The following is a 12,895-nucleotide window of genomic DNA, read 5'->3' as shown; positions in this document are numbered from 1 at the left end:
ACTTAAAGATTGTTGTTGATGTACTGCAGCATCTGGTCAGCTGCGGAAACCACTTTGGAATTCATCTCATAGGCCCGCTGGGTGGTGATCATGTTGACCAGCTCTTCGACCACCTCAACATTGGACCCTTCGATAGAGCCCTGCTCTATACCGCCCATACCCGCGATACCAGCCTCGCCTTCCAGGGGGTCACCCGAGGCGTTGGTTTCCCGGAAGAGGTTGTTACCAATGGCCTGCAGGCCCTGCGGGTTGACAAAATCGACCAGGGTTATCTGGCCCAGCTCAACCGGGTCCGCCTGGTTGTCGACAACCGCAGAAACGGTGCCGTCAGTGCCGATTGTGATAGAGGTTGTATTGTTGGGCACGTTGATTCCCGGCTCCAACAGATGGCCGTTCGCTGTAACAACGTCACCTTCAGAATTGAGCTGGAACTGACCGTCACGGGTGTAGGAAATGTTGCCGTCGGGCATGAGGACCTGGAAGAAACCGCGGCCATTAATAGCCATGTCCAGCGGCTGTTCAGTAATCTGCAGGTTGCCCTGTGTGAACTCTTTGGCGGTGCCAACAACCCGTACACCGGTACCGACCTGAAGCCCCGATGGCAGCTCCGAATTCTGGGACGTCAGGCCACCCGGCTGGCGCTTAACCTGATAGAGAAGGTCTTCAAAGACGGCACGATCCCGCTTGAAGCCAGTCGTGTTCACGTTTGCCAGGTTGTTTGACGTGGTGGTCATGGCAGTGTCCTGGGCGCTTAGCCCGGTCTTGCTGACCCAAAGTGCTGGATGCATGGCTTATCTCCTGATAACGCCGGTGCGGGCGGCTGGGAGTTGCCGCTAGCGGCAAAGTCCTTATTGAACCTTGCCGCATTTCCGTCACCGAATCGGTGTTATCAGAGATTCTGCAATAAGCGTGCCGCTACTTCTCCATTCTGGTCAGCACTGCTCATTACTTTCACCTGCATCTCATATTGGCGAGATAATTCAAGGGTTTGGATTAATGCGGAAATCGCGTTTACGTTTGATGTCTCAAGAAAGCCAGGCTCAACCGTAACCATGGCGTCAGCAGGTTCAACGCCCTCCAGCGCGACGTCGGGTTTACGGCGCACAAGGCCATCCTCCCCTTTGACGAGATCTCTCGCCGGCGGATTGACCAGCTTGATCCGGTCGATCTCTACCATCTGGTCCGGAGCCCCGCCTATGGGTATGACCGAAATGGTACCGTCCGCCCCCACTTCCACCTGGCTCGCGGGCGGCAAGGCGATCGGGCCGCCGTTGCCCAGCACTGGCAGCCCTTCACCGTTGCGCAGAATACCGTTTACGTCGACCGCAAGGTCACCTCTACGGGTAAACGCTTCGGTGCCTCCGTCGCTCTGGACCGCGATCCAGCCTTCCCCGTGCACAGCAATATCGAGACTGCGACCCGTTTCGTTCAGCGAGCCGGAACTCATGTCTGTGCCCGGCCTTTCGGCCATGGCGTAGGCGCGGGTATCGTGGCCTTCACCAAACACCTTCATGCTGCGGGCTTGAGCAAAGTCCTGCTTGAATCCTGTCGTGTTGGCGTTCGCCAGGTTATTGGCATGTGCTGCCTGCGCAAGCATGTTCTGCTTGGCCCCAGACATTGCGATATAGAGCGCCTTATCCATCGTACTGACCTCGTCTGTTCATGAGGAACGCGGCGAAAAAATGCCTTGCCGCGGAACGTCCAGGCAGTCTCTTGCACAATTCATGCCCGACTAAGCCGCACAATTCATGCCCGATCATACTGCATGAGTCATACCCCAACAGGTCGTACAACTCATGCCCTGGCAGATCCGACACTCATCCTGGCCCAGCTCATCTCAACCATTACCGCAAGTTGATAATGGTCTGGGTTATCGCGTCGGACGTTTCTATGGTTTTGGCATTTGCCTGGAAGTTGCGCTGCGCAACGATCAGTGACACCAGTTGCTGTGACAGGTCAACATTCGAGTCTTCCACCGAGCCGGCTTTGACACTGCCGAGGGACCCCGTGCCTGGTCGATCAATCAGCGCCGCGCCTGACTCGATACTTTCCACCCAGGTAGTCTCCCCTACTGGGGCAAGGCCTTCAGGATTGCCGAAATTTGCCAGCGCTACCTGCCCGAGCACATCGGTACGGCCGTTACTGTACCGCCCGAAAATGTTGCCTTCGTCAGACACGTCCAGGCCGGTCAGCCGTCCGGTGGTGTAGCCAGTCTGAGAGAGACTGCTGAGCCCACTTGGGGCGCCGAACTGCGTGGATCCGCTCAGATCGAGGCTGAATGCAATGTCTGCGGCGCCATTCGTCATCGTTGCAGCCACAGGAACAGTAGTGCCAGCAGGCAGAACACCGTCAGTGAACGTCAGGGTCTGGCCCGCAGAAGCCGGTTGATCGTCGACCTGCGTATAGAGGCTCCACTCATTAGGTGCACCTTTGACAAAATATTGAGTCAGGGTGTGCGGGTTGCCCAGCGAGTCATAAATGCTTGTCGAGTTCGTGTAACTGAAACTGCCGGAATCATTGATGTCGAAAGGCGCGGTGGCCGGTGGAGCCAATCGCGAGTCCAGGTTGTAACCCGCGCTCACACCGGACCGACCGTCGACATCGAGGGTTGCACGAGGGGGCAGGTTATCGGTTTCAACCCGAAGATCTCCACGAATGGCATTCACGCCCCCGTTGCCGTCCGGCTGATAGCCCTGGACCCGCATGCCCTGATTGTTCTGCAGGTAACCGTCCTGGCTGAGGCCAAATTGCCCTGCCCGGCTATAGCGCGTTTCACCACCATTATTGAGAACGAAGTAACCTTCGCCACTGATGGCCATGTCCAGCCCATTGTCGGTCGCCGTGACGTTGCCCTGGGAGTGCAGTTGCCGAACCTCCTGCACTCTTACGCCGCTGCCGACGGCAGTAGCGCCGTTGGTCAGGAAGCCGCCTGTGTACAAGTCGCCAAACTCGACCCGTGATTTCTTGAAGCCAACCGTACTGGCATTGGCAATATTGTTGCCGGTCGCTGCCAGATCTTTGGATGCTCCGTTAAGCCCACTCAAAGCTACATTAAAAGACATATCTAACCTCTTCTATCCGGATCAGTTAATCTGGCGAACGTCATTGAGCGCAACCGACCCGAGGCCGGACAGGTTCAGGGTCACGCCTCCCCCGCCGAGGGAAACGCTGTCCACATTGGCCCCGACAAGCGTGTCGAAACCGGTATTCGCGCCGTCGGCGACACCCTCAGCCTTGAGCTGGTACTTTCCAGGCGGCATAAGATTGCCGTCCGCGTCCTTGCCATCCCAGCTGAAGGCGGTCTGGCCTGCGGTCTGCTGACCCAGGTCAAGCTGGCGGACCAACTCGCCTTTGCTATCGAGGACGGACAGTTTCAGGTCCGCGGTGGTGGAGGTCACATCTACCGCGCCCTTCATCTGGCCATCGGCGCCGAGCATTCCTGCAGCACTGGGGACCATGACCGAGCGGCCCACCATGGCCGAGGCCTGCAGGGCCTGAGTGGACCGAAATTCGCCAACCACGTTATCCACATTGCCGGAGAGCTTCTGCATTTCCTCAAGAGAGCTGAACTGGGCCAGCTGAGATAGAAACTCACCGTTCTCCTGGGGCTCCAGCGGGTTCTGGTTATTCAACTGCGCAATCATCAGGTCCAGGAATTCGTTCTTGCCCATTTCCTCGGCTTTGTTAGTACCGCCGGCGGCCTGTTTATCCTGGAGCCGAAACTGGCTGAGCAGGTCGGCATCAGAACCGATATTAATGCTACTCATAAATCACTCCTGGCCCTTACTGACCCAGCGTGAGTACACGCTGCATCATGCTCTTGGCGGTATTAACGACTTCCGCATTGGTCTGGAAGCTGCGCGATGCCGACATCATGTCAGCCATTTCTTCGACGACATTGACGTTGGGGTAATAGACATAGCCTTCTTCATCAGCCATAGGATGATGCGGCTCAAAGCGGGGCCGCAGGGGCGCGTCGCTTTCTATTATTTCCCGCACTTCCACCCCTGCTGATGCTGGCTGACCGTCCAGTTTGAAACCACCATCCTGACCGGCCATCATGGCCTGCTGAATGGCTGCGAACACGGGCTTGCGTGCGCGGTAGGTTTCGCCCGTACTGCTGCTTGCTGTTTCTGCGTTGGCCAGGTTGCTTGCTGTCGTGTTCAGCCGCAGGGTCTGGGCGGACATGCCGGTGCCAGCGATATCGAATATGTTATTCAAAGACATCGTTATTCTCCTTTAATGGCCCGGCTGAGACCCTGGAACTTGCTGTTCAGAAACTGGAAACTGGACTGGAAGTCCATGGCATTGCGCATATAGGCGCTGAGCTCCATCTGGGAATCCACAGTGTTGCCATCGAGAGAGGGCTGCAGCGGTGTCCGATACAGCAACTCCTGATCTGGCGCACCCGCTGCACCGGCTGAACCCGTGAGATGGTTTCCCTGGGTCGTCTGCATCTTCATCTGATTATTGCTCGCCTGGTTCAGCGCGGCCTTGAAGTCAAAATCACGCGCCTTGAAACCAGGGGTATCAGCGTTTGCGAGGTTATTTGCGAGCACTTCCGCGCGCTGACTGCGTACGTTGAGTGCCTGCTCGTGAATACCCAGGGCGTTACTGAAACTGATAGACATGGATCACTCCTGCAACCGGAAGCCAACTCGGCAACTGTTTCTGCAGATACTGACGCGCATCTGCCTTTGCAAACAGATAAGCAAAGGCAGTGCCATGTTTTTAGGCGCTTGCTTTTCAGAGACTTACAAGCCTTCAGAGCGAGCCGAGCTGAAAGCGAAGGTCAAAAGGAGGCAAAGGCGGCAATAAGTCGCCTCCTGAGAAGTGAGACGGCGGACGTCAACCGGAACGGCAGGTCAGTCGGGCCGCCAATACTGCAGGTGGTCGGCCAGTTCAGCTGAGGGCGGCGCCTCTTTGGCGGGCTTGGGCGTGCCAACATAAATAAAGCCGGTGATGGACTCGTTTGGCGAAAGCTCGAAGAACTGCCTGATACGAGGGTGATACGCCATCGCACCGGTACGCCAGAAGCCTCCGAATCCTCGGGCCTGCAGCGCCAGGAGAAAATAGGCGACGCCGGACGCGGTCGACATCTGCTGCTCTATAGCAGGCACTTTGGGATGGTCTACCACCTTCGTAACAGCAACCACCACCATAGGCGCCCGCAGGGGCAAACCCCGTGCTTTCTCAATGGCTTTTGGCTCGGAAGATGGCTGATCCTTGGCAACAGCCGCAGCCCAGGCTTCCCCGAGCTGCGTGAGTGCGCGCCCTTCCAGAACAATGTAGCGCCAGGGCCGGAGCATGGCGTGGTCGGGCGCCCTCATGGCGCAGCGGAGCATTGCCTCAAGCTCTGCCCTGCCCGGCGCCGGAGCGACGACTTTGGCCGTCGAGCGTCGTCCGTTTATGAACGCAAGCAAATCTTCATCGTTTATGCGCATAGCTCAACACTGATCCTGTTGGCACAACCGCCGCGACCTGAGTTTCAGGTGCTTGCAAAATTGTGACGTTCATCAAATAATGCTACGGTGCATGGGACGTATGTACGTATTGCAATGTAATGCAAAATCTATAACAAGAATTTGGCAGCTCAGCATGAATGCAGACACCCGCTTTCAGTCATTTCGTGAATTCTATCCCTATTACTTGTCTGAACACAGCAACCCAACCTGCCGCCGGCTACACTATGTCGGCAGTTTGCTTGTGATCGCCGTTGTCCTGTTTAGCCTCTTCATGCAGTCATTTTTCTGGCTGTTGCTGATTCCTGTCATCGGATATGGCTTCGCCTGGATCGGACATTTCTTCTTCGAGCATAACAAACCGGCGACCTTTCAGTATCCGCTCTACAGCCTGGCCGGTGACTGGGTCATGCTGAAGGACATGCTTACCGGGCGAATCCGCTTTTAGCCGCCGACTCATCAGTTACTGACGCAAAGGATGCTTTTCGGTAAACGTCTAGCCGCTTTCTACCAGACTTGGAGGCGATGCGCGTAGTGGCCGCACAGGAAATTGCAATGATGAACGCTCCGCTTATTCCGGGCCGGGAACTGAGTTCAACCCGCAGGCGAAATTTTGCAGCAATACCGCCGATGCCGGACTACAACGCCCGGGTTCTGGCCTATCTGGCCGGCGCCGCGACCGTCCTCGCCGGTATACACGCCAACTTCCTTGACGCCAGCTTGATCTGGGGCGTGCCGATGATGCTGCTCTGGCCGCAACTGGTTTTTTTCGTGACCCGTCATTTCAGGCTGCAGCGTAACCTGACCATCCGCCATCGGGCTCTTCTGATTGACGGTGCGCTGACGGGGGTGATGCTAAACCTCATCGATTTCAGCATCGTGCCCACGCTGTTTGTGCTGTTGATGCTCAACTTCAGCTTTGTCATCGTCGGTGGCGTTCGAATCTGGGCGCAGGGTTTGGGCATAATGACTGCAACAGCGGTTCTGCCGCTTTTCGTGACAGGCATACCAGCCCCCGAGGAAGCGCCTCTCTTCGTCAGCGCTGTGGCTGGGATTGGCGCCGCCATCTATGTCTGTGTCACAGCGTTTTATACCCACCAGCAGGCGGTCGCTCTGGTCACCGCAAAGTCCCAGATTCAGTACCAGCGCGAACAGTCGATAGCCTTGTCCCACAAGCTCGCCAAATACCTTTCGCCCCAGGTCTGGCAATCAATATTTACCGGCGAACGCGACGTGCGACTGGAAACCCAACGTAAGAAGCTCTGCGTGTTCTTTTCTGATATCCGTGGCTTCACGGAACTTTCAGAAGAAATGGAGCCCGAGGCACTGACTGAACTACTCAACAATTATTTCACCGAGATGTCCCAGATTGCGCTAAAACATGGCGGCACAATCGACAAATTTGTCGGTGACAGCATCATGATATTTTTTGGCGACCCAACCAGCCGCGGTGCGAAGGATGACACACTCGCCTGCGTCGCCATGGCCATAGACATGCGCAAGCATATGCAGATATTGCGTCAGAAGTGGCGGAGCCAGGGTATACGAACGCCGCTCGAGATTCGCATGGGCATCAGCACCGGTTTCTGTACCGTAGGGAACTTTGGCGCCGACACGCGTATGGACTACACCATCATCGGCAAAGAGGTTAATCTCGCCAGCCGTCTTGAATCGCTGGCTGAGCCGGGAGAGATACTGGTGGCCTACGAAACTTTCTCGCTGATCAAGGATAAGATCCTCTGTCGCGACAAGGGTGACATTACCGTCAAAGGGTTCGGGCGCCCCATGCCTATCTACGAAGTGGTCGACTTCCGCCGGGATATTGGCGATCGCCGAAGCTTCTTCGAAACCGAGCGCGAGGGCTTTGCGATGTATCTGGATTCAGACAAAGTCAGTACCAGCGAGCGCGAGGCTATCCTGGCAGCCCTGGATGAGGCCTCCCAGCGACTCCGTAATGAAGACTAGCCGGCACCCGCAAGGCTACTGACGCAACAGGCGCCATTTGGGCGCTGACCCCTGTCCGGTGCTCCGCCATGGATTGATGTCCAGCCCGCCTCTTCGCGTGTATTGGGCGCTCACGGTGAGCTGTATCGGCTTCAACCTGTTCATGATATCCACGAAGATGGATTCCACACAGTGCTCATGGAAGTCTTGGGTATTGCGGTAGCCGACGATGTAGGCCAGCAGCCCACCCTCATCCAGCTTCGGGCCATTCAGCGTGATAAAGACCGACCCCCAATCAGGCTGCCCGGTTACCGGGCAATTGCTTTTGAGCAGGTGGGAGCAGTAGCGTTGCTCGCCTTCGGGTCCCACCGGTTTCAGGTCACCTGCCCCTTTTTCGTATTCATCCAGCACAACCGGCAAATCATCCAGCAAAGCGAAGCCGTCCGGCCGGCCCAGTAGCGTTGCAGGACTGTCAACCTTCGCTAGCGTGACATTAACCTGCCGTCCGGCCACCCGTGAAAGATCCCGCGCCATCAGATGCTGGACATCTTCGACGGTGTCGAACACCGTCTGATTGAAAGAGTTACAGTAGAGCTTGAGTGATTTCGACTCGATGATATTGGGCGAATCTCCAGGCACAATCAGTTCGCCAATGGCAACACGCGGGACGCCGTTCGGCCCCAGCCAGGACAGCTCGAAAGCTTGCCAGCGATCTTCACCGAACCAGGGCCAGCCATTATCAAGCCCGAGTTTGCTCCTGTTTGCCTGGCGGGGTACCGGGTACAGAAGCTCGGACGAATACTTCTCGGGGTACACGGAGACCTGTCCCAGAGGTGCATCTTTCATAGTGGCTCTCTCAAACATGGCGTATAAACCGTGGCGTCTAATGGCGTATTCCCTTGCCACGGCGTAGCAGCGCCAGGCACAGGACAAAAAGAATAGCGATAAAGATGGCGATCATCGAAAGCGCGAACCCGATATTAACGTCCGAGACGCCCAGCACGCCGTAACGAAATGCATTGACCATATAAAGGATCGGATTAGCCTGGGATACGGCCTGCCAGAACGGCGGGAGCATATCGATGGAGTAGAATACCCCGCCGAGGTAAGTTAGCGGCGTCAGGATAAAAGTCGGCACTATGGAAATATCGTCGAATTTGGTCGCAAACATGGCATTGACGAAGCCCCCCAGCGCAAAAAGCATAGAGGTCAGAAAAACTGTCGCCACCACGACACCAATGCTGTGTAGCGCCAGTGTGGTGAATGCCAGGGAAAGTAAGGTGACAATGACACCTATAAGAATGCCGCGGGTCATGCCCCCAAATACGTAGCCCAGCAGGATTGTCCAGTTGGGGACGGGCGAAACCAGAAGCTCTTCTATGGAGCGCTGGAACTTCATGCTGAAGAATGATGACACGACGTTGGTGTATGAGTTGGTGATAACCGACATCATGATCAGCCCCGGCACGATAAACTCCATGTAGGTAAAGCCGCCCATCTCGCCAATGCGTGAGCCAATCAGATTGCCGAAAATCACGAAGTACAGCGTCATGGTCACCGCTGGCGGCAGCAACGTTTGCGGCCAGATCCGGGTGAACCGCCGGACCTCCCGGACAACGATTGTGCAAAACGCTACCCAGAGCGCAGAAGGACTCATGATGTGCCCTCCTTGGCCCGCGCATTCTCCTGCACCAGCCGCAGAAACAGCTCCTCCAGACGGTTCGATTGAGTCCGCATGCTCAGCACCTTCAAGCCCAGACTTGAGAGCGACTCAAACGCCCGGTTGAGTCCCTGCTGCTTGTCAACTTCAATCTCCAGAGCACCTTCGGCGGTAAGCCGGAGCGGGTAACCGTCCAGCTGAGGCGCTTCGGTGAGTTCCTGTTCAATATCGAGGACGAATGTTTCCCGGTGCAGCTGCTGCAGCAACTCACGCTTGCTGGTGTTTTTGAGAATTTCGCCCTGGTCGATGATGGCTATATTCCGACACAGGGCTTCCGCCTCTTCGAGGTAATGGGTGGTCAATATGATGGTTACGCCCTGGCGGTTAATTTCCTGCATAAACTGCCACATGGAGCGGCGCAATTCGATGTCTACGCCCGCGGTCGGTTCATCAAGGATCAGCACGCGGGGTTCATGCACCAGCGCGCGTGCAATCATCAGGCGACGCTTCATGCCACCGGAAAGCAGCCGGGCCGGAGACTGGCGCTTATCCCAGAGCCCCAGCTTACGGAGAAAGTGTTCAGCTGTGCGCCGTGCGCGCTTCTCGGGAATGCCGTAGTAACCCGCCTGGGTTACAACAATGTCTTCGACCTTCTCAAACTGATTGAAGTTGAACTCTTGCGGCACAACACCCAGATGGGACTTGGCTTTTGCAAGGTCACTGTCAATATCGAACCCGAAAACCTCTACCCGGCCAGAAGACTTGTTGACTAACGATGACACGATCCCGAGTATGGTCGACTTGCCAGCCCCGTTGGGGCCGAGCAGCGCAAAAAAGTCACCTTGGCGCACGCGCAGGTCGACGCCCTTCAGCGCTGTGAAACCACCGTCGTAAACTTTACGGAGGTTCTGTATCAATAAAGCGTCGGTCATGGATAGATCCTGTTCCGGTCAGGCGGTTTTTCCGGGGCGACAGCCTTAAGTTGCGTCGTAGCGCCCTTTTTCAACCCCACATGGAAAACTGCGACGGGATTCTACAAAGAATCTGGAGGGGGCGCTTATAATTCTCCGTTGGGAAAGAACCCTAACCCCGTGCTCCGGCACTGGCGTTCGAAACCCGATCACGCCGTTTTCTCCTCGCAGACATCGTGAATAAAACCAAGGACCTACCGTGACAAAAAAGACGTTCGCACTGCCTCTACTGGTCGCTTCCCTTGCTCTGGGAGGCTGCCTGGACGGTGACAGCGGCAGCGATAACGACACCGAAACGGGCCGTCTTACCGTCACAGGAATAGAGGGGCTGAGGTACCAGACCGCCAGCCAGGCAGGGACGACCAACGCCGACGGGGAGTTTCAGTACTACGAGGGCGAGACGGTCAGTTTCTGGCTCGGAGACCTCCTGTTGGCAAGTGATGTGCCAGCAAAACCGTTTCTCACACCGATCGATTTCTCGGCAGAAAACCGCGAGCAGCTGCGAACTGGCAGCACCAACGAGAATGGGCTCAGCACGCATACTCTGACTGAAGCGCGTATCGCCGCAGAAGATGCTGAGACGATCAATATCACACGGTTGTTGCTGGCGCTTGATAACGACAAGACCACCAGGCTGGCGGGCGACGGTAACGAGAAAAACAACATACGTATAACCGACCGCGTCATCCAGCAATTCAACCAGCAGTTGGCTGCCCTGCCCGAAGGCCAGAGCGTAGACTTCACCCAGAACGTCAACGCGTTCGCTGCGGTAACGCCAGCCAGCCCTATCACTCGCGTGCTGGAACAGGTCTGCTTTTATCCCGCGGAGGATGAGCGTTGCGACGAGCCCAACGGGCAAAGCGAAATCGACGCTCTGAAAGCGGAGTTGGCGAACCGCACGCCGGGAACGCCCGAGTATGAAGAAATAGCCGATCAGATAAAGGATCTGGAAGATCAGAACCGCGACATTGAGAATGCTACCCGGTATTTGGATGACTACGGTACGGACCGGGTCGAGACTTTTTTGCTGCGAGAAACAGAACAGATAAACAGTCAGCTTGGCCGGGAATACTACGTAACGCCGTTCGAGTTCACTATTCCAGCGTCGGATACCAGCCTGAAAACTATCAACGTGCGGTCCCACGATGGCAGGCTGGACTTGACAGCGCTTGAGGCTATTGCCCTAAATCCCGAGGCCGTCGAGGTTCACAGCTGGAGCGCGCAGACGAAAGAGGTAGACTTTTTTGTTACGGGCGAGCCAGGGTCTGAGGGCGAAGTCAGGCTTTCATTCCGACCCGATGGTGACTATCGCTGGTACCAGTCTCAGGTTAAGCCTGTTATCACCGACTGACGTCGGCCCCTGCCCTGGACGACGAATTGCGCGCGGGCTACTAGCCTACAAGTTTGCGCCAGTTCCAGCGGCTGGGTGAGGACTCACTAACGCCATATTCAGAAGGATCAACCCCCGCCGTATCGTATGGCAGACATCCTGCAATCTGCAGAGCCTCTCCGTTCGATCGCCCTTCGTTATACTCCGCCATGTCAATGACCTTGCCGGCCTTGAGAGGCTGGCGCTCCTGATCCGTCATGAGCATGATCTTGGGCCAGAGTCGGCGGTTTGGCCTATGCGAGAGCACTACGCCAACCCTATTGTCTGAAAGCGTCACAATCGTCCCGGTGGGATAGACACCTACCGCCTGAATAAAGCGCTCGACCAGATCTTCCTGAAACTCTGAATTGCGCGCTTCGTAGAGGCGGCCTACGGCCTGAGCCGGCATGAGCGGAGCAATGTCGCCACGAGGCTCTACCAGCGCCTGGTAGTGATCAGCAAGCGATGCAACCTTGGCGAGTAATGGAATTTTTTCGCCGGTCAGGCCCTGAGGAAAGCCATTGCCGTTATGGCGTTCGCGATGGTGTCGCACAAGCCCAACCACCGCAGGTGGCATGCCTGCCGCGTCAAGCATGCGCGCACCTGTCTCAGGGTACCCGCGATACAACTTCAGCTCGTCGCTGGTCATCTCGGTTTCTGGTTTAAACAGATTTGCTGGAAGTTGAGCCTTGCCGACCTGGGAAAGCAACGCACCGGCGCCAAGCTGCCTGAGAATGTCCGGCTGAAAGCCCAGTTGCCGACCAAACACAAGCGCCCACACCGCGGTATTCATGGAGTGGGTATAGGTATGTTCGTCCCGCAGCCTGACCCGCGTCAGCCACAGCAAAGCGTCCGGGTTGCGCAGAATACTGTTGACCATTCCCTCCGCAGCTTTTTCCACAACCTTGGGTGTAAGCGTTGCGCCGGCTCTGGCCTGACCATACAGCTTGGCCAAAGACTCCTGCACCTCCGTTAACACTTTTTCCGCTGGCTTAAGCTCACGCTGGATCGGATTAACGATTTCGTACTGTCGGGGGTTGCGAACCTGAATGGGGGGAAGTTTCAGGCTTTTCTCAGCTTCGCGCCTGCCTCTGGCTCCAAATGTCGCCAGAGAGGACTCGGCCGAACTCTGTTTTTCAGCCACATCAACATAGACGGCTTTGCAGTAGCTCGTCAGGGCCCGGATCTCATCGTCGGTCTTGACGTAAAACCCCTGGATCGGGAACGGCGTCTGGTGCCATGGACGGTCGAGGTCGGACACGAACATGCCAATCGTCAGTTCCTGGACCGGAATCTTTTTCTGGTGGACGCCCATGATGCCTTTGCCTCGCTGAAGTCACTTTTCCATAAGTGACATTTTCTCACGGGCGGGGAAAGACTCAATTGTAATGGCGTGTCGGTTGGTTACATGTCGTCTGCGACACATTGCAGGGTGTGGCTATTTGCAAAATTTTGTAAAACAGACTGTTTTCAATTTTTCCTGTATTTG

General features: G+C 56.3%; 14 protein-coding genes. 3 read left to right on the top strand and 11 right to left on the bottom strand.

Annotated features, from left to right (window positions below; genetic code table 11):
• Nucleotides 1-2: 2 nt before the first annotated feature.
• The 7 genes from flgG to soil367_RS07875 form a co-directional block, all read right to left on the bottom strand.
• Nucleotides 3-788, bottom strand: coding sequence for a flagellar basal-body rod protein FlgG (gene flgG / locus soil367_RS07905; protein WP_136548576.1), 786 nt, complete (start codon nt 786-788; stop codon nt 3-5).
• A 101-nt stretch (nt 789-889) separates the two neighbouring features.
• Nucleotides 890-1,642 carry a flagellar basal body rod protein FlgF gene (locus soil367_RS07900; protein WP_136548574.1) on the bottom strand — a complete coding sequence of 251 codons (753 nt, stop codon included), beginning with the start codon at nt 1,640-1,642 and terminating at the stop codon, nt 890-892.
• Between the two features lie 202 nt (nt 1,643-1,844).
• On the bottom strand, nt 1,845-3,062 hold the full coding sequence (gene flgE / locus soil367_RS07895) for a flagellar hook protein FlgE (protein ID WP_136548572.1): 1,218 nt from the start codon (nt 3,060-3,062) through the stop codon (nt 1,845-1,847).
• A 21-nt stretch (nt 3,063-3,083) separates the two neighbouring features.
• A complete protein-coding gene (locus soil367_RS07890) occupies nt 3,084-3,767 on the bottom strand; it encodes a flagellar hook assembly protein FlgD (RefSeq protein ID WP_136548570.1) in 684 nt (227 codons plus the stop codon).
• Nucleotides 3,768-3,783: 16 nt separating this feature from the next.
• A complete protein-coding gene (gene flgC, locus soil367_RS07885; protein WP_136548568.1) occupies nt 3,784-4,227 on the bottom strand; it encodes a flagellar basal body rod protein FlgC in 444 nt (147 codons plus the stop codon).
• A gap of 2 nt (nt 4,228-4,229) precedes the next feature.
• Nucleotides 4,230-4,631: a flagellar basal body rod protein FlgB gene (gene flgB / locus soil367_RS07880; RefSeq protein ID WP_136548566.1), complete on the bottom strand. Its 402-nt coding sequence runs from the start codon at nt 4,629-4,631 to the stop codon at nt 4,230-4,232.
• Nucleotides 4,632-4,865: 234 nt separating this feature from the next.
• Nucleotides 4,866-5,444, bottom strand: a complete 579-nt coding sequence (locus soil367_RS07875) for a nitroreductase family protein (protein ID WP_136548564.1) — start codon at nt 5,442-5,444, stop codon at nt 4,866-4,868.
• Nucleotides 5,445-5,598: 154 nt separating this feature from the next.
• Between soil367_RS07875 and soil367_RS07870 the strand changes: the two genes are divergently transcribed.
• A complete protein-coding gene (locus soil367_RS07870) occupies nt 5,599-5,910 on the top strand; it encodes an Mpo1-like protein (protein WP_136548562.1) in 312 nt (103 codons plus the stop codon).
• A 107-nt stretch (nt 5,911-6,017) separates the two neighbouring features.
• Nucleotides 6,018-7,427, top strand: a complete 1,410-nt coding sequence (locus tag soil367_RS07865; RefSeq protein ID WP_246065584.1) for an adenylate/guanylate cyclase domain-containing protein — start codon at nt 6,018-6,020, stop codon at nt 7,425-7,427.
• 15 nt (nt 7,428-7,442) lie between these two features.
• Here soil367_RS07865 and queF read toward each other — a convergent pair whose 3' ends face one another.
• Genes queF through soil367_RS07850 form a run of 3 tightly spaced genes read right to left on the bottom strand, consistent with a single transcriptional unit; the run spans nt 7,443 to nt 9,998 of the window.
• Nucleotides 7,443-8,252: an NADPH-dependent 7-cyano-7-deazaguanine reductase QueF gene (gene queF / locus soil367_RS07860; protein WP_246065583.1), complete on the bottom strand. Its 810-nt coding sequence runs from the start codon at nt 8,250-8,252 to the stop codon at nt 7,443-7,445.
• Nucleotides 8,253-8,289: 37 nt separating this feature from the next.
• Nucleotides 8,290-9,063: an ABC transporter permease gene (locus soil367_RS07855; RefSeq protein WP_136548557.1), complete on the bottom strand. Its 774-nt coding sequence runs from the start codon at nt 9,061-9,063 to the stop codon at nt 8,290-8,292.
• Entirely contained in the window at nt 9,060-9,998 is a 939-nt protein-coding gene (locus soil367_RS07850; RefSeq protein WP_136548555.1) for an ABC transporter ATP-binding protein, read from the bottom strand. Before soil367_RS07850 ends, soil367_RS07855 begins: the two co-directional genes overlap by 4 nt.
• A gap of 238 nt (nt 9,999-10,236) precedes the next feature.
• Between soil367_RS07850 and soil367_RS07845 the strand changes: the two genes are divergently transcribed.
• Nucleotides 10,237-11,388 carry an organic solvent ABC transporter permease gene (locus soil367_RS07845; RefSeq protein WP_136548553.1) on the top strand — a complete coding sequence of 384 codons (1,152 nt, stop codon included), beginning with the start codon at nt 10,237-10,239 and terminating at the stop codon, nt 11,386-11,388.
• 40 nt (nt 11,389-11,428) lie between these two features.
• Here the strand turns inward: soil367_RS07845 and soil367_RS07840 are convergent, their stop codons facing one another.
• A complete protein-coding gene (locus soil367_RS07840) occupies nt 11,429-12,721 on the bottom strand; it encodes an HD-GYP domain-containing protein (protein ID WP_136548552.1) in 1,293 nt (430 codons plus the stop codon).
• Nucleotides 12,722-12,895: the final 174 nt, after the last annotated feature.

The organism is Hydrocarboniclastica marina, from assembly GCF_004851605.1.
In the GTDB taxonomy this organism is placed as follows: Bacteria; Pseudomonadota; Gammaproteobacteria; order Pseudomonadales; family Oleiphilaceae; genus Hydrocarboniclastica; species Hydrocarboniclastica marina.
The sequence above is the reverse complement of the archived record's forward strand: the minus strand, read 5'-3'. Positions and strand labels throughout refer to the sequence as shown.

Coding starts and splice junctions, on each gene's coding strand:
- soil367_RS07875 (WP_136548564.1), bottom strand. CDS start 5,444: ATGCGCATAAACGATGAAGATTTGCTTGCGTTCATAAACGGACGACGC.
- soil367_RS07870 (WP_136548562.1), top strand. CDS start 5,599: ATGAATGCAGACACCCGCTTTCAGTCATTTCGTGAATTCTATCCCTAT.
- queF (WP_246065583.1), bottom strand. CDS start 8,252: ATGAAAGATGCACCTCTGGGACAGGTCTCCGTGTACCCCGAGAAGTAT.
- flgG (WP_136548576.1), bottom strand. CDS start 788: ATGCATCCAGCACTTTGGGTCAGCAAGACCGGGCTAAGCGCCCAGGAC.
- soil367_RS07840 (WP_136548552.1), bottom strand. CDS start 12,721: ATGGGCGTCCACCAGAAAAAGATTCCGGTCCAGGAACTGACGATTGGC.
- soil367_RS07855 (WP_136548557.1), bottom strand. CDS start 9,063: ATGAGTCCTTCTGCGCTCTGGGTAGCGTTTTGCACAATCGTTGTCCGG.
- soil367_RS07890 (WP_136548570.1), bottom strand. CDS start 3,767: ATGAGTAGCATTAATATCGGTTCTGATGCCGACCTGCTCAGCCAGTTT.
- soil367_RS07900 (WP_136548574.1), bottom strand. CDS start 1,642: ATGGATAAGGCGCTCTATATCGCAATGTCTGGGGCCAAGCAGAACATG.
- flgE (WP_136548572.1), bottom strand. CDS start 3,062: ATGTCTTTTAATGTAGCTTTGAGTGGGCTTAACGGAGCATCCAAAGAT.
- flgB (WP_136548566.1), bottom strand. CDS start 4,631: ATGTCTATCAGTTTCAGTAACGCCCTGGGTATTCACGAGCAGGCACTC.
- soil367_RS07865 (WP_246065584.1), top strand. CDS start 6,018: ATGATGAACGCTCCGCTTATTCCGGGCCGGGAACTGAGTTCAACCCGC.
- soil367_RS07850 (WP_136548555.1), bottom strand. CDS start 9,998: ATGACCGACGCTTTATTGATACAGAACCTCCGTAAAGTTTACGACGGT.
- flgC (WP_136548568.1), bottom strand. CDS start 4,227: ATGTCTTTGAATAACATATTCGATATCGCTGGCACCGGCATGTCCGCC.